This window comes from Lysinibacillus sp. 1 U-2021 (assembly GCF_029916965.1).
GTDB classification, from domain to species: domain Bacteria; phylum Bacillota; class Bacilli; order Bacillales_A; family Planococcaceae; genus Lysinibacillus; species Lysinibacillus capsici.
Genome location: NZ_CP123966.1, coordinates 2,956,023 through 2,977,031, shown reverse-complemented (window position 1 = coordinate 2,977,031; position 21,009 = coordinate 2,956,023). Strand labels below are relative to the sequence as shown.

Genomic DNA, 21,009 nt, shown 5'->3' with positions numbered 1-21,009 from the left:
CTTACATCATTTATTTTCAAAAAACTGTACTATATCCTTCAGTAATTGTCGGATGGCTAATGGTAAATGACGGTTTTTTAAGTACACTAGATAGACATTGCGACTTAAATTCAGACCCTCTATTTCTTTTTTTACAATCGTTTTAGCAGTCGGTCCTTGCAAGTAATTTTCAGGTAATATGGTCACTCCTAAATGTTCTCGTACAAGCGATACAGCGGTTTCAAAACGCTCAATTTCAAATTGAATATTGATGTTTTTACCAGCCTGTTCAAATGACGTTAAGATATCTCGTCTTGTTTGAAAGCCCTCGGTACTAATAATAAATGGTTCTTCACAAATATCTGAGATGGTTAAAGTATCCTTTTGGGCTAACGGATGATGTAAAGGTAATACTGCGACCAACCGTTCTTCATATAAAGTTTGAACTTCCAACTCTGGATCATCCATTAGCTGATTGGTGATGATTAAATGAGTTTTATAGCTTTTCAAGGATTTTTTCACCCGCTTACTACCTAAAATATCGACTAAATGAATATTCATGTGAGGATAGTCTTTTTTATAGTTGGCGATTACCTTTGGCAGCCAATGCTTAATAGATTCCATGACACCAATGGTGATGTCTCTCGTGCCATGAACAATCACTTCATCCATTTCGATTTTTAGCACTTCCATATTTTTTACAATAACTTTTGCTCGTTCAAAAAGTAACTCTCCAGCTTCTGTTAATTGCAGATTTCTAGTATTTCTCTCTAATAAAGGGGAGCCAATCTCTTGTTCTAATTTTTTGATCGCATTACTTAAGGAAGGCTGCGAAATATGCAGTCTTTCTGCGGCTTTTGAGAAATTCATCTGTTCTGAAACAGCGATAAAATAGTGTAATTGTTTAATGTCCACCTATAGATACCTCCCAGATTTATAGTTAAAAGCTATAGATTAATATTAATTATATATTAGTAATTATAATTATGTGAATATATAATGAATTACAACAATACTTTTTCTACAATAATATTCACAATGGGGTTGATAAGTTTATGTACACAATGACAGATCAAAAACAATGGAAAGGCCGAATAGATTCAACGACAAATACAAGCAGCTTTCGTTTACATCAACAAGTAAAAAGAGTTGCGATTAATGATGTAAGCGCTTCAGATAAGAAAAATGCTGCTCTCGTTGGCTTTATCTGCGATGAAGGGGTACGTCGAAACCAAGGCCGTGTAGGGGCAGCAAATGGTCCAAACGCCCTACGAGAAGGCTTAGCCAGTTTACCGTGGACATTTGAAGACGATCAGCAAATTATTGATGTTGGCAATATCGTTTGTCTAAATCATGCTTTAGAGGAAGCCCAACGTGAGCTTGGTGAAGTCGTAGCAACAGTACTACAAAAAAACTTATCATGTGTGGTGCTAGGTGGCGGGCATGAAACGCTGTATGGCCATTATTTAGGCGTTCGTTCTGCTCTACCAAAGGAAGCTAAAATCGGCATCATCAATATCGATGCTCACTTTGATTTACGACCATATGATGAACAACCTTCGTCAGGTACGATGTTCCGTCAAATTTTAGAGCAGGATCCACACGCTGACTATTTTGTTGTTGGTATTCAACGCTACGGCAATACAAGAGAACTTTTCGAAAAAGCTGATGAATTAAACGTGAAGTATGTTTATGAGGATCAAATGACGGTAGCCTACCAACAACAATTAACGGATGCATTACAACATTTTATGGAAAAGCATGATTATATTCTTTTAACATTATGTATGGATGTATTGAATGCAGCATTTGCTCCAGGTGTAAGTGCTCCATCACCGTTTGGGCTTGACCCATCGACTGTGCGCTCCATTTTGCAACAAGTCACTTCACACCCTCACACCCATTCATTTGATATTTGTGAGGTCAATCCGTTATTAGATGAAAACGGACGTACAGTGAAATTAGGTGCCTATTTTGTATATGAGGCACTGAACAACTTACTTAGGGGGCAAGGTTCATGATCGAAATTAATCAAATTACAACGGTATTCCTAGCTGTTGCACTCTTTGCATTAGGTAGCTTTCTTATCAATAAAATAGGCTTTTTAAAGCGTTTCTGTATCCCAGCACCAGTGGTTGGTGGTTTATTGTTCGCTGCTCTTGCTACCATCTTAAAAACAACGGGTATTTTAGAAATATCACTTGATACTTCTTTACAAAGCTTATTTATGATTACTTTCTTTACGACAATTGGCTTAGGTGCAAGCTTTAAACTTGTAAAGCTCGGTGGTAAATTACTGATTATCTACTGGCTAGCATGTGGCTTCCTAGCGTTAATGCAAAATGTCATTGGGGTATCTCTGGCCTCACTTATGGGGATCCATCCTTTAATCGGTATGATGGCGGGTGCCGTTTCTATGGAGGGTGGTCATGGCGCTGCAGCTGCATTTGGCCAAACCTTAGAAGATTTAGGGATTTCTTCAGCTATGACAATTGGTGCTGCTGCCGCAACATGTGGTCTAGTTGCTGGTGGCTTAATTGGTGGTCCAATTGTCAAATATTTAGTAGGTAAATATAATTTAACACCAGATGAACAAGAATCGGAAGAAGTCCAATATGAAAATAAACATGAGCAAATTACATCGGATTCGTTCTTTACACAAGTCTTATTAATTACTTTCTGTATGGCGGTTGGTACGTACGTCGGCACACTATTCTCAGAAGCAACAGGTTTCGTTCTACCTGGCTATGTAGGAGCAATGTTTGTGGCTGTATTAGTGCGCAATATTATGGATAAATTCAAACCTGAAGCCATTAATATGAAAAGCATCTCATTAATTGGAGATGTCACATTAGGTGTATTCCTTTCCATGGCTCTCATGAGTATTAAATTATGGGAAATTGCTGATTTGGCACTACCATTATTCATCATTGTTTTTGCGCAAGTATTCTTTATTGTTGTATTTAGTATTTTTGTGTTATTTAAATTACTTGGCAAAAACTACGATGCTGCTGTTATGGTAGCAGGTTTTGCAGGACATGGTCTAGGCGCAACACCAAATGCCATGGCCAATATGTCAGCCGTTGTGCAACGCTTCGGTCCTTCTAAAAAAGCCTTTCTTGTCGTACCGATTGTCGGCGCATTTTTAATTGACGTATTTGGGATTCCTATTATTATTACGACTATCAATTTATTTAAATAAAAAAGAGCTTTGCATTCGTTCTGAGTAGACGATTGCAAAGCTTTTCTATTATTGTAATATCTCACTTACTGTAACAAATTCATAGCCTTGTTTTTGTAAATAATGAATAACATTTTCTAAACCATTGGCTGTCGTTTGATGGATATCGTGCATTAGAATAATACTCCCATCTTTTACAGAGGCTTTGACATACGCTAAAATTTTATCTGGATTGTGATGTTTCCAATCCAGTGTATCAATCGACCACAAAATCGAGGGGATTGTCATGACAGAACGTACTTGGTCATTGGTCGCCCCATAGGGTGGTCGGAAAACAGTTGGATACTGCCCGATGGCTGCATAAATAGCATTACTTGTGCCATTGACTTCTTGTTTAACGCCTGCTATTGATAAGGTCGTTAATTTTTTATGGCTCAAGGTATGGTTTCCGATTTCATGCCCTGCTTCATAGACTTGTTTAACGATTGCAGCATTTCTTGACACATTTTTACCTACCATAAAGAATGTAGCCTTGGCATCGTATTTCTTTAACGTTGCCAAAATTTGTGGTGTCACCTTAGCATCTGGCCCATCATCAAATGTTAAGGCTACCCGTTTTTTTGCGCCTTTCGCTACTGGCACACCTTTATTATAAACTTTATTATCTATTAACTGAATATCGGCTAGCTCAGAAGCTTTGACATACCCTTTTTGGTCGCCTGCTTCTACATAAGCCCAACCCGCAAGTGTTATGTAATACTGGACAGTTGTTTTATTGGGAAGTGTACCAAGAACTTCTCCGTTTGGACTAGCTGTTAAACGTAATTCAGCACCAGTAACAGCATTAATTTTTTTCTTCGTTGGAGCTGGTTTTTTTAATGCGTTTGTCGCTACATATCCTATCTCCTCGCCATATTGAACGAAAGACCAACCACCAGGTGCTGTGCCATATACATAAATTATTCGTCCTTCATAGAGCTGTCCTACATGCTGGGCATGTTGACTTGGCGCTGTAAATAATGTTGTACCACCCTTTTGAATGACTAGGTATCCCTCAGACTTCAACTTGACTAAAGCATCAGATGTGACATAGCCCTCCTGCTCTGGCGTTTGAATATGTGTCCAACCTTTACTTACTTTTGTTACTGAAACAAAGTTACCTTTCGAAAGTTCCCCGATCTCCGCACTATTCGTAGAAGCTTCTTCAAAAATAACCGTATCTTTGACTACCTTGTGAATCACCACTGACCCTTCAGCATTTACTGAAAGTTGCCCTGCCAAGATGCACATCATAAACGTCAAAACGATGGCAAAGGGTAAAAATTTTTTCATTGTTCTACACCGCCCTTAGATGTCTTCCATGTCTGTTTGCTAAAAAATTGCTAAGATTTAACTTTTATTATAGAGTAAACAACCCTGCCATAAAATAGTAATAATCAACTAGATTCCCTTTTACGATGCTGCTAAAATTCATATTTTAGTAAATACTTATACATTCCTCCTTCCCTTTTTACTGAGAAACTATGCATAGGTTATGATAATTAAATGATGGTGGCTTATTTTGTAGATTTTTTGTTAGCTCCTTTTTCTCATGCTGCTAAACGACCTACGGACTTAGGTGAGTGACCTTCTCCTTACTGGGAGAGGGCTCTCACCTCTTTGAGCAGGTTCGCCACCTTTTGGAGATGGCTCCCCTCTCTTTTTGAACTGCTCCCTCACTTTTAGCAGCAGCTCTCCCCGTATTTGATGGTTCCTATAAAAAGCTGGTTATCCACCACCGAACCTCAGCTATATAATTCCCCTTTCTATTAAGACGTTAGGAACCATGAAAAAGTTGAGGTTTTTTCATTATTTTTCCTGCTATAAAGCTTCGAAGGCCGTTAGGGCATCTTCAATATGTGGGGGTGGGTTCCATATATAGCTAGGAGCATTGGTTGTAATGAATAAAAAAGATTTCCCTTCTTTCTCGATTATGGTCGCCAGACACAGTCCTGCTTCCGGGGTATAGCCTGTTTTTCCCCCTATTATCGGACTGTCTAGACCCGGTAATTTTGTAAATAATGAGTTTGTGATGATTAATTGATTGGGAACATAGGTTGTGTAGTTTTTTGAGGTAAATATTTGATAAAAGGTAGGATTTTCCAATGCATATCGCAGAAGCTTGCTGATATCCCGCACGGTGGATACATGTGCCTCATCATGTAGGCCACTGGTATTAACAAAATATGTGTCATGCATGCCTAATTCTTGCGCCTTGTTATTCATCAACGTGACAAATTTGTCCTCACTGCCAGCGACAGCATCTGCAAGTGTTCCTGTTGCATCAGCACCTGAGGCAAGGAGTGTACCATACAATAAATCCTCCATCGTGACAAAATCTCCTGCTTGAAAGCCTGCCATCGAAGCATTTTGTGCCGTATAGTTCGCAATCGTTTGGGGCTCTACAATGGTTTGTGTTTGTAAATTATCTGTCATCTCTATGGCAACGATGGCTGTCATGATCTTTGTTAAAGATGCAGGATAAATAATAGCATCCGCATTTTTTTCGTATAATACATCGCCCTGTTCATTGAGTAACAAAGCATTTTGACTATGTAATGATGGCAGTTCTAGATGCGTGAATTCATATGTTTTGCTTGTATAATAAAATAAGAAAACCATGATACAAATACAGCCTACTAACATCCATTTTTTCATAAAAAACGCCTCCTACACATTATAAGAGGCGGCATTTCTGAATATTCCTTGAGAAAAATGGGATACGCTCAAATATTTTCACAGGTAAAAATCATCATCGAAATTTGAACTAATTCTTGTAATCTCTTTATTTGTTAATTTGAACATTACATCTTGAGAAACCTCTAACTTGAGCGTCTCTTCTTTGCTTAGACTTGCATAGACGCCGCGTAAAATACGACCAGTTAAGCCATGCGAGACAATAATCACTTTTGAAAGTGGTTGAATCGTTTCAAGCAAAGCAGTTAATCTGCTTACAACAGCTTCATAGGTTTCCCCATCTGGTGCACGAAAATACCAATTGAAGGCATCTGTGTTCGTTAACAAGGCAGGCCATTGTTGCTGTATTTCCGCCATGGTTAATCCAGCCCATTGTCCCACAGCAACCTCTGTTAAACGTGGATCCTGCCTCACCTTGTTGCTGTCATAGCCCAGTGTTTCACAAAGTATGGCTGTGCTTTGCATGGCTCTTCCCATTGGACTTGATAGGATGGTCCATTCATCTGCATCGCCAATGAGTGATTTCAGCATGCGCGCATTTTGCTGAACCTGCTCCCGACCACGCTCAGTGAGTGGTGAATCAAGCTGTCCTTGATATCTCCCTTGTGTATTATAATTTGTCTCACCATGGCGAAGTAAGTAGATCATTTGCTCCATTTTATATCCCCCATTCTGCTCCCCTTATTAAAGTAAAATTGCTGTTAAACTAACACCAGCACATAAACAAAGCTAAGAAACAAGCATAAAGGACTATACCATTTTGAATCATTTTGAGCAAATGTGGAATGCTTAATCGTTTTAAAAATACCAACATACTTAAAATCACCAATTGCTCGTAGCAAAAATACTAGCGCACAAACGATACTTCCTACTTTTGAAAAAATAGAGGCTTGAAAAAATGGCATGAAGCCTCCTTGAACAAGGATGATACCACTTGCTAGCATCAACAGCATTGCAACAAAGAGCGTTCCCCATTTTCTAGGCGTAAAAACGGCTTGTTGGCTGCCTTCTTTCATAGGAATAACAGCTTCTGTACCCCATCGACCACCAAAGGCCCAATAAATATGTAGGATACTAATGAGCCCTAATAGTCCCACTGCGACAATTGATAAAATAAACATGTTCTACCTCCTCTTCATTTACATACGCTACCGTATGTTCTGGCGTTAAATATAGTCCCTCAAAGCCCATGTTAGCTCCGAGAGACCTTCTTACTGTATTAACAGCTTAATCATTTTTTCGAGATCGAAATGAGGATTGGCTTCAAATCGTGTCATCCAGCCTATATAGGTTAAATAAGCTAATCTTGCACGATCAGTGGATTCGTCTATGCTGATACCACTTTTTTGATAGAGTGTCGCCACACAGGCTATTCGCTGCTCCTCTATTTGAACGATACGCTTTGCGACATCTGAATCATATTTGGCCCAAGCATAAATGCCTATCTCCATCTTTTTATTTTTGTGAAAACTTATCCGTAAAAGCTGCTCTAGAGTAGCATCGACTTGCTCCATATTTTGAATAATGGCCTTTGTTGCATGGTTTTCCCAATAGTCTAGCATGGCATCTAATAGTTGTTGACGATCACGAAAATAATGATAAAAGCTACCTTTACTAATGTTTAATGATCGAGCAAGTGCTTCAATACGTACTTTATGAATCCCCGCTTCTGTTAATTGCTCTAGACCCGCTCTAATCCAATCCTCTTTCGTTACTTGCATAATTGCCCTCCAAAAAATACGTTAGCGTATGTTTTGTCTTATATTACCACTTTATACATCACTCATCAACTTTTATCGTTTTTATGGCGTACATTAATATGATTATTCACTGTAACATGAACTGTTACTAGTCGTGGTAAAATACATGCACACACTAAAATAAACACTAATAGCTTTTTCATGAATTTACTCCTTGTCTTAAAAAGTATTGTCAAACAACTTTTCTGCAATGCCCTGTAAAATATCCTGCTCCTCAAATGTCATGAGTTCTTCTCTCGAGATTGTTGCCTGTTGAATCAATCGGTTTGATTGGATCGTCACTAGTTTCTCAAACAAGTTTCGAATATAACGACCATTCGAGAAATTAGGGATGGTTTCAATCGGCATATGACGTAGCTGTGTTTTCATATGTTGGGCAAATGCTTCGCCAAATTGATAATCGTTCGTTTGACAAAGCATCGCAAAAATATCATAGAGTTCATCCGTGCTAAAATTATCAAATTGTACAAAATGATTAAAGCGAGATTTAAAGCCTGGATTAGATTGTAAAAAATCTTCTATTAGCTCTGTATAGCCCGCAACAATAATTACCAAGTCATCACGTAGATCCTCCATTGCCTTTAATAAACTATCAATAGCTTCCTTCCCAAATGCATCCTGTTTATCATTCATTAATGAATAGGCTTCATCAATAAAAAGTACCCCGCCCTTTGCTTTGTTAACGACTTCCTGAACCTTTAATGCTGTTTGTCCAACATAGCCAGCGACTAAACCTGCACGATCTGTTTCCACAAAATGCCCACTTGAAAGGACGCCAAGATGCTTGTAGATTTGGCCAATAATGCGTGCCACTGTTGTTTTACCTGTGCCTGGATTGCCCGAGAAGACAAGATGATACGTAATAGGAAAGCTTGTTAAACCATGATCCACACGCAGACTTTGAATTTTAATAAAGTTTATTAAATTATGTAATTCCTTCTTTGCATTCGGAAGACCTACAAGACTATCTAATTGTTTTTGTAGCTTGGCAATCTCTTGCTCGACTTCAGGTGTAATGCGTAACCGCTCATCGTTGATAAATTCACCACTATAGATAATTTTGCCTTCTTCATTATAATAATCGCCTCGTCCATGTTTTTTGCCTTGAACGAGGTCACCAATATAGGTAGCTTGCCCATTGGCATAATAGAGCGTTCCTTGCCCTGTCATCATATCCTCTTTAAATTGCCCTTCCGCTTCTAAAATTCCATCCCTAGAATATACTTTGCCTTTACCATGCTTTAGGTCCTCAAAGAAATGACCTTCATAGTAGAGATTAGTTACACCACGTGCAAGCTCCTCAGCTGTTGGTGATTCCGTAGGGTAATATAGCTTCCCAGCCCCTTGCATATGATGCCAAATAAAATCACCCTCATATTGTAAAAATCCATTTGGATAGTACTGCTTGCCTTTTCCCTTTTTCATGCCATGGACAAAGTCACCCTCATACTGCGGTTGATTTAAATGTGGATACTGTGCTCGTAGTGTTTGATAAGGGCTAATTACTTCTTCTTCATAATATAAAACACCATAACCATCCATTAAGTCATTGCGAAAATGACCTTCATAATGGATATGACCATCCTTATATAAAATGCCATGACCCTGTTTTTTATTTTGTATGAATTCACCCTGATAAATGAGTTGTCCTTTCAAATACATAATGCCATTGCCTTGCTTCATATGATTGACGAATTCACCCTCGAATAATAATTCTCCCTCTTGATCAAATAGCGAGCCTTTGCCGTCATAAATATCGTGACCGAAATCATTCTTCTTGACGCCACCTCGATACATAATGATTCCACTTGGGTAAAATAGTTCTTTCTCTTCATGATTATGTGTCATTTAATTGCCTTCCTTCATCATTTCAGTATATGCTCAATTATAGCGTGGAAAAGAATACATATGTGTGAATTTTTAGAATTTAAGGAGACAAGCATGAAAAAAAGATACAAACTACTTCTAGGCATTTTACTACCACTACTTATTCTGTATATCTCGACAATGCTGTTAACACGAGACACTGATTTTACAACAGAGGTAACAGAACGTCTCGAAATGGAGGAAATTCATGAGATTGAAATTATTCGTTCCTCAGATGAAAAAACAGTAACGATTACTGATGCAGCAGAAATCAATCAAATGATGCAGCCATTCAAGGACCTACCTTTAAAAAAGGTGTGGTTTTCGAATTCTGATTCTCATGAAGCATACTGGCTAACACTCTCAATTAATGACAACAGGGAAATTGGCTTGCGTTTAGATGATGACCAGCATTTATTCGTGTATTTATATGAGGAAAATTACATGAAAGATTATAAGCTCACTAAGGATATCGATACGACATTTATCAAACAATTGTTTCAGTAAACGTAAAAACCCGTGCATGTACACACGGGTTTTTATATGTAACGATAATTTTGCTGCATAGCTTGTAAGGTCTCAATAATCTCTTCTCTCAGTTCAATTGGCTCTAATACCTCCATATCGGCTCCTTGACTTAACAACCACTCTTTCACGCCATATTCTAACACTTCTGCCTCAAAAACATATTCATGCTTGTTTTGTGAAACTAGGTGGGCTGTTGGGAAACGACTGTAGACTATTTGAGGAGAACGGCCTTTATAGAGAAGACGGATATGAGTAAGGTCATTAGTGTCCTCTACTTGTAATGGATGTACAGATGGAAATTCAAAATGGATAGTCATTTCACGAAAATGCTGAATACGATCCATTCTGTAAACAGTTGGGGTGTCTTGATTATCGCCTATTAAATAAAAATAATGTGTTGAAAAGATAACAGCGAGCGGCTTTAAAATTTTTGCAGTTGGAATCGCTTCACCCTCCTGTAAATAATCAATTGTAATGACCTTTCTCTTTTGAATGGCTGTTGAAATTCCCCATATCAAGGACAATAATGACTTGTTTTGATGGAGATCTTCATATACAATTTTTTCATTTAATAACAGTTGATCGTCTGCTACACGTGAGAGAAGTTGATTAACGATCTCACCGATATCCGATTTTACGAGAGCTTTTGAGGCAATCAGTATTTTAACGATGACTAGTACCTGTTCTTTAGATAAACGATTGTTTTTTGTATGCATTAATTTATACACTTTTTCTGTACGTACATATTGTAAATGGTAATCTAGCTTAGCCTTTTCCAGATACGTACGAATTTCATCGATATCCCGTTGTATGGTTTTTTCACCAACCTGATGTGTCAATGCTTCTTGCTTCTTGTTGATTCCTTGGCCATCCATCAATCGATCAAACATCGATAGTACGCGATAGCCTTTGCCTTGTTGTGAATCTACCATATATCCCACTCTTTCTTCTATCATGCCCAGCTTGCAGTACATTGGCCATAAATAGCCCTTCTACTGATTGCGTCCAGATTTTTTGCGAGTTGCTCAAAAAGCTTCTCTTCAAAATCTGTGACCTCCACTTGGGCTTTTATCTTGATTCAGTTGGTGTTTTGACACCCACTCCATTTGTGCATTCATCTCATTATCTATAAACTGAATCAAGATAAAACTTCTACTTTATTGGTATAATTTGTACTATACCCATCCTATAATAAATCACCATTCAAGCAGCACAATAGACTGTATTTTTGACATAATTAACTAAAATTTTACAGCATTTTAGATGAATGTGTCACTTTTTAACCATTGAAAAAGGACTTCCATTGAATGAAAGTCCTTGTACTCTTTTATTTGAATTTTACAGCTGTTCCATATACCAATACTTCGGATGTACCATCCATGACAGATGAAGTAGCATAACGAACGCCTACAACTGCATCTGCACCTAATTGTTTGGCTTCCTCTACCATTGCCTCTGTGGCAATTTCACGAGAGCGCACAAGCATCTCCGCATACTCCTTCATTTCTCCACCTACAATATTGCGAAGACCTGCTATCATGTCACGACCAATATTTCTAGATTGAACAGAATTCCCTTTCACTAGCCCTAATGTTTCCATGATATCTTTTCCTGCCACCATGTCTGATGTAGCTAATAGCATCATGATGCCTCCCCGTTCTGTAGTTTTTGTATGGCTTTCACAGCCTCTTCAATAGAAGATGTAATCACGCCATTGCGTTTAACTAACCCCACAACAAATAAATTACGATAAACAAACTGATTCTCTAGCCCATCTCGGATCAGTGCCTCTATTTTTTGCATATTGTCCCGCCCTTGCTGACGAACATCTGTTAGCACACCAATAATGGGACGATTCAGCATCGAAAACGCACCTATCTCTGCGGCAACGCCTGAATCAATTTCCACCCCATCTAATACAGCTATCAGAACATCGCTATCCTGTAGCATCTCTAAATCTGCTTGGGCAATCGCTAAGCTATCTGCATAGGCAGATTTATCATTGATGGCCTCATTCTCCTGAGGTACATATAATGCGATGCCTGGTACTGCCTCGCGAATAGCTGCTGCCAATTGTTCATTTACAAAACGATCGCCTAACGAAAATAACCCATTTGCTAAATATGCTTTCATGTATAAAACTCCTTAATTAATTATTTTTCAAATATAATTTTATGTCTGCCTTTTTCATCAATAAATGTTGATCGTATATCGAAACCATGCTTGAGGTTGGTAATGAGCATAGCTTTGAATGTATTTCTTCCATATGTACGAACTTTGTGAAAGCCTAAAGTCTTGATATGCTCATGCTGTTGTTTCATTAATTGACTTGCAATTCCCTGACCTCGATGTGCTACATGAACGCCACCCAACCAACTATCAAATACGCCCTTGCGTAATTGCGTCCAGATTTTTTCGAGCTTGCTCGAAAAGCTCCTCTTCAAAATCTGTGACATCCGCTGGGGCATTTATCTTGATTCAGTCGGTATTTGGACACCCTTTATATCAAAGAGTACAATTGTGCATTCATCTCATCACCAATAGAGGTGGGCATTTTCTGATGAATCAAGATAAAATATCATCTGGATGTGGGTAGCCTAGTTTAAAGCCGATTAATGTGTCACCTTCCACTGCCAATATGCAAAGAAGGCCTTCTTTCTTTTCTAGCTTTTCGAGTGGCGAATTTGCTCCATCAAAAACGTGAGCGTGGATTTCTGGTAATTGTTCAAGCCAAGCATAGGGTATGCCTTCAATCGTCACAATATGCATATTCATCACCTCTGTCTGTCATTATAGCAGTTCTATAGCCTGAAGAAAAAGGTAGACATCTGCTCCAAAAGCAATTATTATCACTGCATAAAAGTAACTATTTTCCATCTAAGCTATTTTCGACACCCACCAAATTCAGTATACTTGACCAAAATACAAAACAAGAGCTAGGAGGAAATTCGATTGACACCATTTACTAGTTGGTTAACCAATTCATTGCGCCCCTATTTCGGCCTACATACTTTAGAAGCACATTGGGAAACGATTCCGATTCGAGAGGATTATTTTATTTGCCTTGAAGGTGATCTCATTAAAAAAAGAATTTTCGTGAATGAGCATAGCTACCAAGAAGCGGATGTCGACATTTTAACACGTAATCGTGAAGTCATTGTCCCTCAAACCGCGCGTGGAAAAGAAAAGAAATTGAATTATACCAATATCTCCGCTGTGAAAGCTGCAGGCGTTGTTTTTTCTGCTGGTCTAGGTAATGAAAACCATCCATCTAGCTATATCACAGCTCGTAACACTAAAACATATTACCAGCTGCCATTAACAGGCTTTGAGCATTTAACGACTAAGTCGGCTCTCTTTAATTGGTTAGAGCAATTTCCCTCCCAGCTTCCTGCTGATTACTCAGACAAGCTAGAAAAGCTAACCAAGATGAAAAGTCTACGCTATAAGACTGTGCCAGGTGATATTTTTCGTGTAGAAATCGATTTATTTGTAGATGGCTATGTGCTTGTCATTGGCGATTTACGTCAAATGCAAAAGGATCATCTTTTTGGAGAAGATAGTATTTGGCATAATGTAATGACAATGCCATTGTTTGTACGGCCCTATTTGTTGACAACGACAGAGCGCCTGCCTTCTCTTGAGGAAATCATATCAGCTCCATTGGCCCCTCAAACCCATATTGTGATGGATGACCATTTTATGCGGGGATGCTATGAAAAGATAGGCCATAAAATGTTAACAGAATCCGATATTGTATTTCCAATGGGCTATGGCGTGACACTAAACTATGGGAAAGAGCCTCGATATCGTCTATCCTGGGGGACAGGAACAATTAGTAAACCTGCACCTTCCACCTCCTATCAAACAGCTAGCCGTTTTACCAATCATGGTGTCTATGCAGGCGTTGCCAGTGATTGGTTGAAGCAAGAGGAAGGAATTGTAACAGAGTCGCTAGATCATCCACACTTCCGCGAAGATCGTCAGCGGGCACTCGCTGAATTTAGTTTTCCAGAAGATATCTCCTACGATGACTTTAATCGCCAAACGGGTGGATTGACCCGCACCCAATATATTCATTACCTCAATAAAACTTATCATCGTACACAAAAAAAATAGAGGGAGCTTCTAGATGCTCCCCCTCCACTTTTTCATTGATGGTTGATTTCATCCAATAATTACTTATAATATAGAGATATCATTAACCAACTTCCATCACTAGAGGTGCATTTTGTATGTATTTTGGCATTATTCCACTGATTCTTTTCATCGTTTTTCTTATTTCTTACTTCAAAGACCCAAGAAAAATGATCAACGGACTATTATTTAATCTATTTGTCTGTTCATTTCTGCTATTCTGCGTCATTCTATCTTTAGCATCTGACCATTACTTTTTAAGGCTTATTGTCATTATTCCACTGATTGCTCTTTTCATTTTAATTCCTTTTGGTATTGTTGCCTTAATGTTTGGTTTATTTTTAAATGCGAGAGTATTAATGAAGCGAGAAGGTAGACGTTTAGCCAATTCCTTAACATTACTTGTGGCGATTGGCATTTTACTTTTTATCCTATTACCGATTATCAATCCAGCGAGTTTGTTTTCAGTCCACCTCCAGCCCATTTTTGGTGGAATTTCACTCATTACGTTTTATTTTTTTATCCATTTATCCAATTTTTTATCTGCTTATTTTCTCTACCAATTCAATCGCCCTCGATTGAATCAAGATTTTATTATTGTACTAGGCAGTGGATTAATTAATGATAAGGTGCCTCCACTTTTAGCTAGTAGAATTCAAAAGGCCATTGACTTCTATCATAAGCAAGCAGCAGTGACTACTCCACCTACCATTATTTTCTCTGGTGGACAAGGTCCTGATGAAAATCTACCCGAAGCTGAAGCGATGCAACGATATGCAATAGAAAAAGGCATTCCCATTGAGCATACACTTCAGGAGAACCGCTCTGTGAATACCTATCAAAATATGTTATTTTCTAAGCAGCTCATGGATGATCGGAAACAGGGTGAGGCCTATAACAGTATTTTCACCACGAATAATTTCCATCTTTTTCGTGCGGGTATTTATGCAAGACTTGCGGGCTTAGATAGTCAGGGCATTGGCTCTAAGACAGCCTTTTATTATTGGCCAAATGCGATGATTCGTGAATATGTAGCGATTGTTGTAATGGCACGAAAACGACATATGAAAATGATTGGACCTATTGTAATCATTTCGATTGCGCTATCTCTATTCAGCTTTTTCTTTGTATAGGTTCTAGGAAATGGATTCGTACACTTTTTATAGAAAGTGTTACGAATCCTTTTTGATGCTATCATACCCAAAATTTCTTCAGCTGTTGTTCATAGAATGTCTCATAGTAAAGTTTTCGAGGATAGCGTTGTTCTTGTAATACCTGATAGAGAATGGATTGACCTTCCTCATAGCGAATCCCCTCATCACAATTATCAAATAGTTTTCGTGTCAGCTGTCTTACTAGGTGAACATCTTTTGTGTTCACTCTCCAGCCAAATTGAATTAAATCCAGTTGATCGAGCGGATCTCGATAAGTATCAAGTACCACACAGACATGTGGTTGCTGCTTATTCGAAAATACTAAAACATGTCCTGTATGAATGGATTGACCAAAATAACGTTCGTAAATCTCTGCTAGCGGTACGTGGATTTCAAGCACATCCATGATCGTCTGTAAAGTTGGATGTGCTATATAGTCATCGCTTGTCTCATCTGGATATTCAACCAACTCCATGATGGAAGCCATCATCCAAAAATCATAGGTCATTTCCAATCACTCCATCTATTTTTGTAGCAAACGGTTAATCGCTTGTTCAACCGTCTGAATAAGATAGGCTAAGTTGGTCTGCCATTCTGGCCAACCCTTGGACTCTTGCCATAATTCTACAATCTCTCTACTACCATGTTGATCAGGTACTTCATCTCTAATGTCCTGTAAATACCGCAATATAAATGTCAAAGAGCTTTCATCAACTACCCATTGTATTTGTTCATCCTTACTTTCTTGACCATAAATGGTTCCTGTATCCAGATATTGACTATAAAGCTCTGCCAAAGCCAGGGCACTTATATCGTAGAAAAAATCTATATCCTCCAATGTTTTACCAAAAAAGCCTTGCTGTTTCATAGCCTGTACAATATCCGATAATGTTAGCTGAGTGGATTCCTTATGCTGTTCCATAAACTCCCGCAAAAACGCCACTACATCTAAACCTTCATCACTTTCCAATGCTTTGTATCCCCAAGCCCCCATCTCACTGCACCTCTCTTTTTTATTTTAGTAAAGCTCTGGTAAAAGTAAAATCTGCACATTATTAGTGCAGGACCATGGCAGCAGTTCATTATAGTATGTGCTCTTAAAATACCTTCGCTATATCAATAATCCTCAGCATCCTTTGCCAGTTTTGTGATCGATCGAAATACTGCTCCTTTTTATAGGTAGGAGCCAAAGTAAAACTTCATCTTTTCCTGTGAATAGCCATCCTGTCCTCTCCAAGTTGCCATTGACATAAAATCAGTTCCACGTCCACGCTCCTTGCGATAATCATCCTTTGATACGAGTAGTCCCGCATAACCCCAGATTTCCATGACCACATCTCGTTCATGTTGATTGGACTTGAAAACATCTTTCCAGCGCTTTTCAAGCTGTCTAGCTGCATCTGTGTCGTTACAGGATTCTATTGCTGCTACCATCTGTTGTAAGATGGCTACGTCATCCTCACTGACATTCAATGCTTCTTGTTCTTTTACCAGGCATTCTAAGTCTAGTAAACAATAGATGAGCCAATTGAGGCGAACCCCTCCCCACTTGATGCGTTCAAAATTAAGCACATTTAAATCTTCATTGACATACGTATCATTGGACATGATTTTCTGCTCATTACAGTAGCCACAGCCACTATAGGAGACCAATGCCACAGGTTGTTCATCATACGTATGCATTGGTAAATCATGCGTAAGAGCCCAGCTCGATAAGGCACTGCGTAAATGTACTTTGCGCGTCGATAAGCTATGCAAAAATGCCTTTACCACAAGCTCCTTTGTTAAGAATTTCTCATGAAGCTGTTGCAATCTTTGTACACATTCATCATGGGAAATCGTTAATTGATCAAACATCAAGCCCTTACTTTTAGCATATTGAAAATCTTCTTCTGTATAGGTATAACCACCTGAACGCCATCCACCAGATTGCCAATAGGTTTGCATTAATATTTTCCTTGCTTTTTGGTCCATTACTCTCTCCTCGCTAGTTAGCATTTTAATTTTTCTTGTAAGGCTAGTGCCATCTCTTTCCATGGTCGCTTCCAATCGGAACTCGCTATCTCTTCCTCTGTTAGTGCTAGCCAATATTCTCCTTCCATTAGCTCAAACATGTCTATCATGGTAATAGGGGCACAAACTGGATTAGCTAATGCTGCGAGCATAGGCTCGGGGCCATCATCCCAGTTATAGCTATTGACAATGGCATGTAAAATAACAGCTGATAATACCTTGCTTATGCGCTGGCACATTGTATTGAGAGGATCCTCGTATAAAATGGCATCAACTTGCTGTTGTTCTTCTGCATTCAAAGTTAGACGGATTGCACCTGGTGTATCTACCAATAAATCAGCGATTCTTGCATGCTCCCTTGCTGCAAACCAAGCTGTAGCGGTAATCCCCTCTCTGGCTCAGATAAATTTACACCCTTTGCAAGTAGTAAAGAAATCACTTCTTTCTGCTTAAACTTTACCGCTTTTTTCAGTGCTGTATCACCAAGCTTATCTCGTGCCTCCAAGTCTATATGCTGTGCCAAAAGAAGCTTGATTCCTTCATGTGGCATTCGATTTGTTATAAAAAGCATTAATGGTGTTCTCCCACGTGCATCTCGCTCATTTACATCTAATTTGCTAATGGCCTCCCGAACGACCTCTAAATCCTTGGATTTACTCACTTCCGTCCATTCCATTCGTCTACCCCCTTCAGGAATCCATCCATTGCCGTAATTTCTCAAGTTCATCCCTTATTGGTGCTGATTCTTTCTTTAGTCGCTGAGCAAGCTTCTTGGAACTACCGAATATTCGATATAAAACAAATGGACGCTGATAATCTGCTTTCTTTTCAAGTTCTTGTCCGAGTGCCACGAGCAAATCTAAATCCATGATGTCAATGTTCTTTATTGGCTTAGCTGATTCACTAGCACCAAGTAAAATAGCTACAAACACAGGCATCATCTCTATTGATAAGCCATGAGCTTCAAGAAAGGCTTCCGCATAAGCATCTTGCACGGATTGATGCTCTGTATCAACGAGTAACATATATCGTTGAACAAGTGGAAAATAATCCTTGCTATAAAGCCCTAATCCAAAAACCGCATAGGTGCTGGGCATAGCTGATTTTTCACTCGGCTCAACATCCTGATACCAAGCAAATTCCTCCATAGCAAGCTGGGCATAGTCCGCTAATAAAGGGAAAAGATTTGGATATTGTAGGCAATTGGCGAAAAATTGATGAAGCTTTGATTTAGCTAACTTTTTAATAGGAAGATAATGTTTCGCTTTACTCTTTAAAGTCAGCTTATAGCCCTTTGAAAAACCTTCTTGTAGCAGTTGAATGATATAGTAAAGGGCTTCACGATAAGCGTTTTCCTCTTCTACCATCACTCGTATATCAATCGTTTGTAAAATATCATTTGCCTGTCCTTCGAATACATCCCGCTTTCTTATACTTTCAAAACGACCGCTTCCTTTTTCCAAATAATTAGCTGCCTGCAGCGAGCCAAGCTGCTTCGCAAGTTCCAAGTATTCTAATCGAGTGGCTGGCTCTTTTTGACCAATCTTCAACGCGACATAAAGAAAGAAATCTAGTTTTTCCTTCTCTAGTTGTTGTACCGAGTCCTCTGTTTTCAATACCCACTCTTTCCGATAATCGCCTGCTTGTTCAAAATAGTGCGTTAAAAAATGCTCCTCTGCCCACTGCTTAAAGGCCATTGTATAATAATAAATCCATTTGTCTAAACGTTCTTTATTCGCCCGGTGCTTTTCTTGAAGCCGATGAATAAGTGGTTCGACTTCCTCAGCTGTTTGATGGAAAAAATGTGGATTGACCAAATGCTTCGCAAGGAAAAATTCATCATTATCACTTGGCCTAAATGGTAGCTCTGCCATCACCTTTGTTTCTATAAAGCTTGCCAGCACTTGTTTCGTTGACGCTAGTTTACGATTATTCAACAGCTCCTTTTGATAATGAAGCACCGTTTTATCATGTTCAAATTCCAGTACAACCTCAAAGCGGTAATCAAAAAATCGGGGACCGTATTGCTCAGATTGAAATACTTCCTCTGTTTTAGTACATAAAGCACTAAAAAGCTCTTCAATATGCTGGACATCTGTAAATTCTTGTATGTATGAACCCGCTTCCACCTTATAGGAGCTATCACTCCAACTAAATGGCTCATAAACATCTATAAAGATTGTGCCATTAGGACTTTTTCCTTTTTTCCAGGCAACTTTCAAATATTGAAGGATGCCTGCTTGTAACCTACTTTGCTCTTTCAGCCCTGTTATTCGTTTACTCTCTTGTTGATAAACAGCCGTGATTTGCTCCCACACAGCCGCTAGAAAATGCTCTACACACTGCTTCACTGTACATCCTCCTTTCTATTGTTAGAGAAAAATCTCCCGCTAAAGCCTTAGCGAGAGATCCATCTTATCCGATTGTTTTCACAACCGCTCCTTCTTGATTTTTAATATGTGTCTTCAAAATTTGAAAACTTACACCAGCTAAAGAAGAAATAGTGAATTGACTTTCTTGCGGTATCAGCCTCTGACTTAATTCTTCTACCGCTGCCTTGTTCAATGTGATCGTAATCTCTTGACCATTCTTTGAATAGCCTACCTGAGGGCCTGCTTTAAATATTATCGTTATTTGTTGACCGACTAAGGTAAGATCTTTATCTTTCAGAATACGTCCACGTAATAATTTACTAATGACAGCTGCTTGCTTTGCTCCAAGTTGAACAACATTAGACGGTTTGTTAAACCAGCTCTTTTTTTCTACTTCCCAAGCAAGTTGATCTACGAAAAGAAACCCCGTATTAGAGCCATCTTCCTCCATTCCTCGCACAACTGCCTCGGCAACGTCAGGATTTTGTAGGAGAGAAGTTCTTGTTAAATCCGTAGTATAGCTTGGTATTTGCTTCATGCCGGCCTGTAGTACACCAAGCGTATTCCATGTCTGCATCGCTTCTAACTCATCCTCTGAAATACCAACCATTTGGATAAACTCCATCTTGCCATTTGGTGTATCGATTTCAGCAAGCTCTGGATCATGTGTAAAGGCTAGTGCCGTTAATTGTGTGTCGGCATCGAGGCAAATCGGACCATTTGCATCCAAATAATCTCCCGCTCTAAATACATTACCACTATTAAACACATATCTGCCCATATTCTGTAGTAAATTCAATGCCCAAGCAGGTGGCTCTTCCTCATCTAGTTGACGTACTAGTCGAAATGTTAATTCAAATCCATAGCCACTATAGTCCTTGTTTTCAAATTCCTTTTCATATAGTTCCGAGAAGCCATATGTAACAAAATGCCAATGTGGAATGGATGTTTCGCTTTTATAAACACTAATTCCATCTAAAGGATCTTGTCCTCCTAGTGAATAGGGAATCAAAGTTCCATAATGCTTTGGCTCCTGCTCACCATATACCTGTGCTAATGCCTGATCAATCGCATCCCAGCCAACTGCTGCTATTTCATCACTCATTTCCATATCCTCCTTGCTGTTATCACTCGTAGAACGTACGTATCTATTATTTATGATAGCAATTTTATGGGGACTCTTTTAACAGGAATAGGACTCATTTTCCAGTTTCCAGCAACTAGGTTTATTGACATTCTATATGGGGTAAATATGACTAATATTGACGACGCCTTAGCGTAAT

Annotated in this window: 24 protein-coding genes; 5 read left to right on the top strand and 19 right to left on the bottom strand. The window is 38.9% G+C overall.

The annotated features are described in order from the left end of the window. Positions 1–6 precede the first annotated feature (6 nt). Complete coding sequence (locus tag QH639_RS15325; RefSeq protein WP_281114794.1) at positions 7–894, bottom strand: LysR family transcriptional regulator; 888 nt, start codon at positions 892–894, stop codon at positions 7–9. 140 nt (positions 895–1,034) lie between these two features. Here QH639_RS15325 and hutG point away from each other — a divergent pair, with 140 nt between their 5' ends. After that, positions 1,035–2,000, top strand: a complete 966-nt coding sequence (gene hutG, locus QH639_RS15320; RefSeq protein ID WP_281114793.1) for a formimidoylglutamase — start codon at positions 1,035–1,037, stop codon at positions 1,998–2,000. Further along, on the top strand, positions 1,997–3,181 hold the full coding sequence (gene gltS, locus QH639_RS15315) for a sodium/glutamate symporter (RefSeq protein ID WP_016993292.1): 1,185 nt from the start codon (positions 1,997–1,999) through the stop codon (positions 3,179–3,181). Before hutG ends, gltS begins: the two co-directional genes overlap by 4 nt. Positions 3,182–3,229: 48 nt before the next feature. Here the strand turns inward: gltS and QH639_RS15310 are convergent, their stop codons facing one another. The 6 genes from QH639_RS15310 to QH639_RS15285 all read right to left on the bottom strand — a co-directional run bounded on the left by QH639_RS15310 (position 3,230) and on the right by QH639_RS15285 (position 9,504). Then, positions 3,230–4,492, bottom strand: a complete 1,263-nt coding sequence (locus QH639_RS15310; protein ID WP_281114792.1) for a polysaccharide deacetylase family protein — start codon at positions 4,490–4,492, stop codon at positions 3,230–3,232. 528 nt (positions 4,493–5,020) lie between these two features. Beyond that, the gene (locus QH639_RS15305) at positions 5,021–5,857 is read right to left on the bottom strand and encodes a D-alanyl-D-alanine carboxypeptidase family protein (RefSeq protein ID WP_131520045.1); all 837 of its coding nucleotides are present in this window, start codon (positions 5,855–5,857) and stop codon (positions 5,021–5,023) included. 78 nt (positions 5,858–5,935) lie between these two features. Beyond that, positions 5,936–6,553 carry a histidine phosphatase family protein gene (locus QH639_RS15300; protein WP_131520044.1) on the bottom strand — a complete coding sequence of 206 codons (618 nt, stop codon included), beginning with the start codon at positions 6,551–6,553 and terminating at the stop codon, positions 5,936–5,938. 44 nt (positions 6,554–6,597) lie between these two features. Next, positions 6,598–7,017, bottom strand: a complete 420-nt coding sequence (locus QH639_RS15295; protein WP_054550386.1) for a DUF3995 domain-containing protein — start codon at positions 7,015–7,017, stop codon at positions 6,598–6,600. Between the two features lie 90 nt (positions 7,018–7,107). Next, complete coding sequence (locus QH639_RS15290; RefSeq protein WP_131520043.1) at positions 7,108–7,617, bottom strand: TetR/AcrR family transcriptional regulator; 510 nt, start codon at positions 7,615–7,617, stop codon at positions 7,108–7,110. Positions 7,618–7,815: 198 nt separating this feature from the next. Next, positions 7,816–9,504, bottom strand: coding sequence for an AAA family ATPase (locus QH639_RS15285; RefSeq protein WP_237898128.1), 1,689 nt, complete (start codon positions 9,502–9,504; stop codon positions 7,816–7,818). 93 nt (positions 9,505–9,597) lie between these two features. Between QH639_RS15285 and QH639_RS15280 the strand changes: the two genes are divergently transcribed. After that, the gene (locus QH639_RS15280) at positions 9,598–10,029 is read left to right on the top strand and encodes a hypothetical protein (protein ID WP_131520041.1); all 432 of its coding nucleotides are present in this window, start codon (positions 9,598–9,600) and stop codon (positions 10,027–10,029) included. A gap of 32 nt (positions 10,030–10,061) precedes the next feature. Here the strand turns inward: QH639_RS15280 and QH639_RS15275 are convergent, their stop codons facing one another. The 5 genes from QH639_RS15275 to QH639_RS15255 all read right to left on the bottom strand — a co-directional run bounded on the left by QH639_RS15275 (position 10,062) and on the right by QH639_RS15255 (position 12,819). Then, positions 10,062–10,982: a helix-turn-helix transcriptional regulator gene (locus tag QH639_RS15275; RefSeq protein ID WP_281114791.1), complete on the bottom strand. Its 921-nt coding sequence runs from the start codon at positions 10,980–10,982 to the stop codon at positions 10,062–10,064. A 395-nt stretch (positions 10,983–11,377) separates the two neighbouring features. Next, positions 11,378–11,692 (bottom strand): YbjQ family protein, encoded by a 315-nt coding sequence (locus tag QH639_RS15270; RefSeq protein ID WP_004225046.1) that lies wholly within the window; start codon positions 11,690–11,692, stop codon positions 11,378–11,380. Further along, positions 11,692–12,183: a nucleoside 2-deoxyribosyltransferase gene (locus tag QH639_RS15265; protein ID WP_131520039.1), complete on the bottom strand. Its 492-nt coding sequence runs from the start codon at positions 12,181–12,183 to the stop codon at positions 11,692–11,694. Before QH639_RS15265 ends, QH639_RS15270 begins: the two co-directional genes overlap by 1 nt. A gap of 20 nt (positions 12,184–12,203) precedes the next feature. After that, entirely contained in the window at positions 12,204–12,494 is a 291-nt protein-coding gene (locus QH639_RS15260; protein WP_237898130.1) for a hypothetical protein, read from the bottom strand. A 121-nt stretch (positions 12,495–12,615) separates the two neighbouring features. Then, positions 12,616–12,819 (bottom strand): hypothetical protein, encoded by a 204-nt coding sequence (locus QH639_RS15255; RefSeq protein ID WP_237898131.1) that lies wholly within the window; start codon positions 12,817–12,819, stop codon positions 12,616–12,618. Between the two features lie 183 nt (positions 12,820–13,002). On the opposite strand from QH639_RS15255, the gene QH639_RS15250 reads away from it, so the two are divergent. Both QH639_RS15250 and QH639_RS15245 read left to right on the top strand, forming a co-directional pair. Further along, positions 13,003–14,169 (top strand): immunity 26/phosphotriesterase HocA family protein, encoded by a 1,167-nt coding sequence (locus QH639_RS15250; protein ID WP_281114790.1) that lies wholly within the window; start codon positions 13,003–13,005, stop codon positions 14,167–14,169. Positions 14,170–14,285: 116 nt separating this feature from the next. After that, positions 14,286–15,320 (top strand): YdcF family protein, encoded by a 1,035-nt coding sequence (locus QH639_RS15245; protein WP_048392508.1) that lies wholly within the window; start codon positions 14,286–14,288, stop codon positions 15,318–15,320. Between the two features lie 61 nt (positions 15,321–15,381). Here QH639_RS15245 and QH639_RS15240 read toward each other — a convergent pair whose 3' ends face one another. The 7 genes from QH639_RS15240 to QH639_RS15210 all read right to left on the bottom strand — a co-directional run bounded on the left by QH639_RS15240 (position 15,382) and on the right by QH639_RS15210 (position 20,831). Next, on the bottom strand, positions 15,382–15,849 hold the full coding sequence (locus QH639_RS15240; protein WP_131520037.1) for a hypothetical protein: 468 nt from the start codon (positions 15,847–15,849) through the stop codon (positions 15,382–15,384). A gap of 15 nt (positions 15,850–15,864) precedes the next feature. Next, positions 15,865–16,335 carry a DUF4259 domain-containing protein gene (locus QH639_RS15235; protein WP_131520036.1) on the bottom strand — a complete coding sequence of 157 codons (471 nt, stop codon included), beginning with the start codon at positions 16,333–16,335 and terminating at the stop codon, positions 15,865–15,867. A gap of 179 nt (positions 16,336–16,514) precedes the next feature. Then, positions 16,515–17,315 carry a hypothetical protein gene (locus tag QH639_RS15230; RefSeq protein ID WP_237898134.1) on the bottom strand — a complete coding sequence of 267 codons (801 nt, stop codon included), beginning with the start codon at positions 17,313–17,315 and terminating at the stop codon, positions 16,515–16,517. Positions 17,316–17,332: 17 nt separating this feature from the next. Further along, positions 17,333–17,686: a DUF4274 domain-containing protein gene (locus tag QH639_RS15225; RefSeq protein WP_281114789.1), complete on the bottom strand. Its 354-nt coding sequence runs from the start codon at positions 17,684–17,686 to the stop codon at positions 17,333–17,335. Further along, a complete protein-coding gene (locus QH639_RS15220; RefSeq protein WP_281114788.1) occupies positions 17,680–18,030 on the bottom strand; it encodes an ankyrin repeat domain-containing protein in 351 nt (116 codons plus the stop codon). The genes QH639_RS15225 and QH639_RS15220 overlap by 7 nt, the downstream gene beginning before the upstream one ends. Positions 18,031–18,043: 13 nt before the next feature. Then, entirely contained in the window at positions 18,044–19,705 is a 1,662-nt protein-coding gene (locus tag QH639_RS15215; RefSeq protein ID WP_281114787.1) for a DUF6138 family protein, read from the bottom strand. A 64-nt stretch (positions 19,706–19,769) separates the two neighbouring features. Then, positions 19,770–20,831, bottom strand: coding sequence for a suppressor of fused domain protein (locus QH639_RS15210; RefSeq protein ID WP_281114786.1), 1,062 nt, complete (start codon positions 20,829–20,831; stop codon positions 19,770–19,772). Between the last annotated feature and the right edge of the window lie 178 nt (positions 20,832–21,009).

Bases quoted from the DNA above. Each gene is read 5' to 3' on its own strand.
- QH639_RS15235 (WP_131520036.1), bottom strand. From the start codon at position 16,335: ATGGGGGCTTGGGGATACAAAGCATTGGAAAGTGATGAAGGTTTAGAT.
- QH639_RS15210 (WP_281114786.1), bottom strand. From the start codon at position 20,831: ATGAGTGATGAAATAGCAGCAGTTGGCTGGGATGCGATTGATCAGGCA.
- QH639_RS15290 (WP_131520043.1), bottom strand. From the start codon at position 7,617: ATGCAAGTAACGAAAGAGGATTGGATTAGAGCGGGTCTAGAGCAATTA.
- QH639_RS15265 (WP_131520039.1), bottom strand. From the start codon at position 12,183: ATGAAAGCATATTTAGCAAATGGGTTATTTTCGTTAGGCGATCGTTTT.
- QH639_RS15305 (WP_131520045.1), bottom strand. From the start codon at position 5,857: ATGAAAAAATGGATGTTAGTAGGCTGTATTTGTATCATGGTTTTCTTA.
- QH639_RS15275 (WP_281114791.1), bottom strand. From the start codon at position 10,982: ATGGTAGATTCACAACAAGGCAAAGGCTATCGCGTACTATCGATGTTT.
- QH639_RS15270 (WP_004225046.1), bottom strand. From the start codon at position 11,692: ATGCTATTAGCTACATCAGACATGGTGGCAGGAAAAGATATCATGGAA.
- QH639_RS15220 (WP_281114788.1), bottom strand. From the start codon at position 18,030: ATGGAATGGACGGAAGTGAGTAAATCCAAGGATTTAGAGGTCGTTCGG.
- QH639_RS15285 (WP_237898128.1), bottom strand. From the start codon at position 9,504: ATGACACATAATCATGAAGAGAAAGAACTATTTTACCCAAGTGGAATC.
- QH639_RS15295 (WP_054550386.1), bottom strand. From the start codon at position 7,017: ATGTTTATTTTATCAATTGTCGCAGTGGGACTATTAGGGCTCATTAGT.
- QH639_RS15230 (WP_237898134.1), bottom strand. From the start codon at position 17,315: ATGGACCAAAAAGCAAGGAAAATATTAATGCAAACCTATTGGCAATCT.
- QH639_RS15310 (WP_281114792.1), bottom strand. From the start codon at position 4,492: ATGAAAAAATTTTTACCCTTTGCCATCGTTTTGACGTTTATGATGTGC.
- gltS (WP_016993292.1), top strand. From the start codon at position 1,997: ATGATCGAAATTAATCAAATTACAACGGTATTCCTAGCTGTTGCACTC.
- QH639_RS15240 (WP_131520037.1), bottom strand. From the start codon at position 15,849: ATGACCTATGATTTTTGGATGATGGCTTCCATCATGGAGTTGGTTGAA.
- hutG (WP_281114793.1), top strand. From the start codon at position 1,035: ATGTACACAATGACAGATCAAAAACAATGGAAAGGCCGAATAGATTCA.
- QH639_RS15245 (WP_048392508.1), top strand. From the start codon at position 14,286: ATGTATTTTGGCATTATTCCACTGATTCTTTTCATCGTTTTTCTTATT.
- QH639_RS15280 (WP_131520041.1), top strand. From the start codon at position 9,598: ATGAAAAAAAGATACAAACTACTTCTAGGCATTTTACTACCACTACTT.
- QH639_RS15255 (WP_237898131.1), bottom strand. From the start codon at position 12,819: ATGCATATTGTGACGATTGAAGGCATACCCTATGCTTGGCTTGAACAA.
- QH639_RS15300 (WP_131520044.1), bottom strand. From the start codon at position 6,553: ATGGAGCAAATGATCTACTTACTTCGCCATGGTGAGACAAATTATAAT.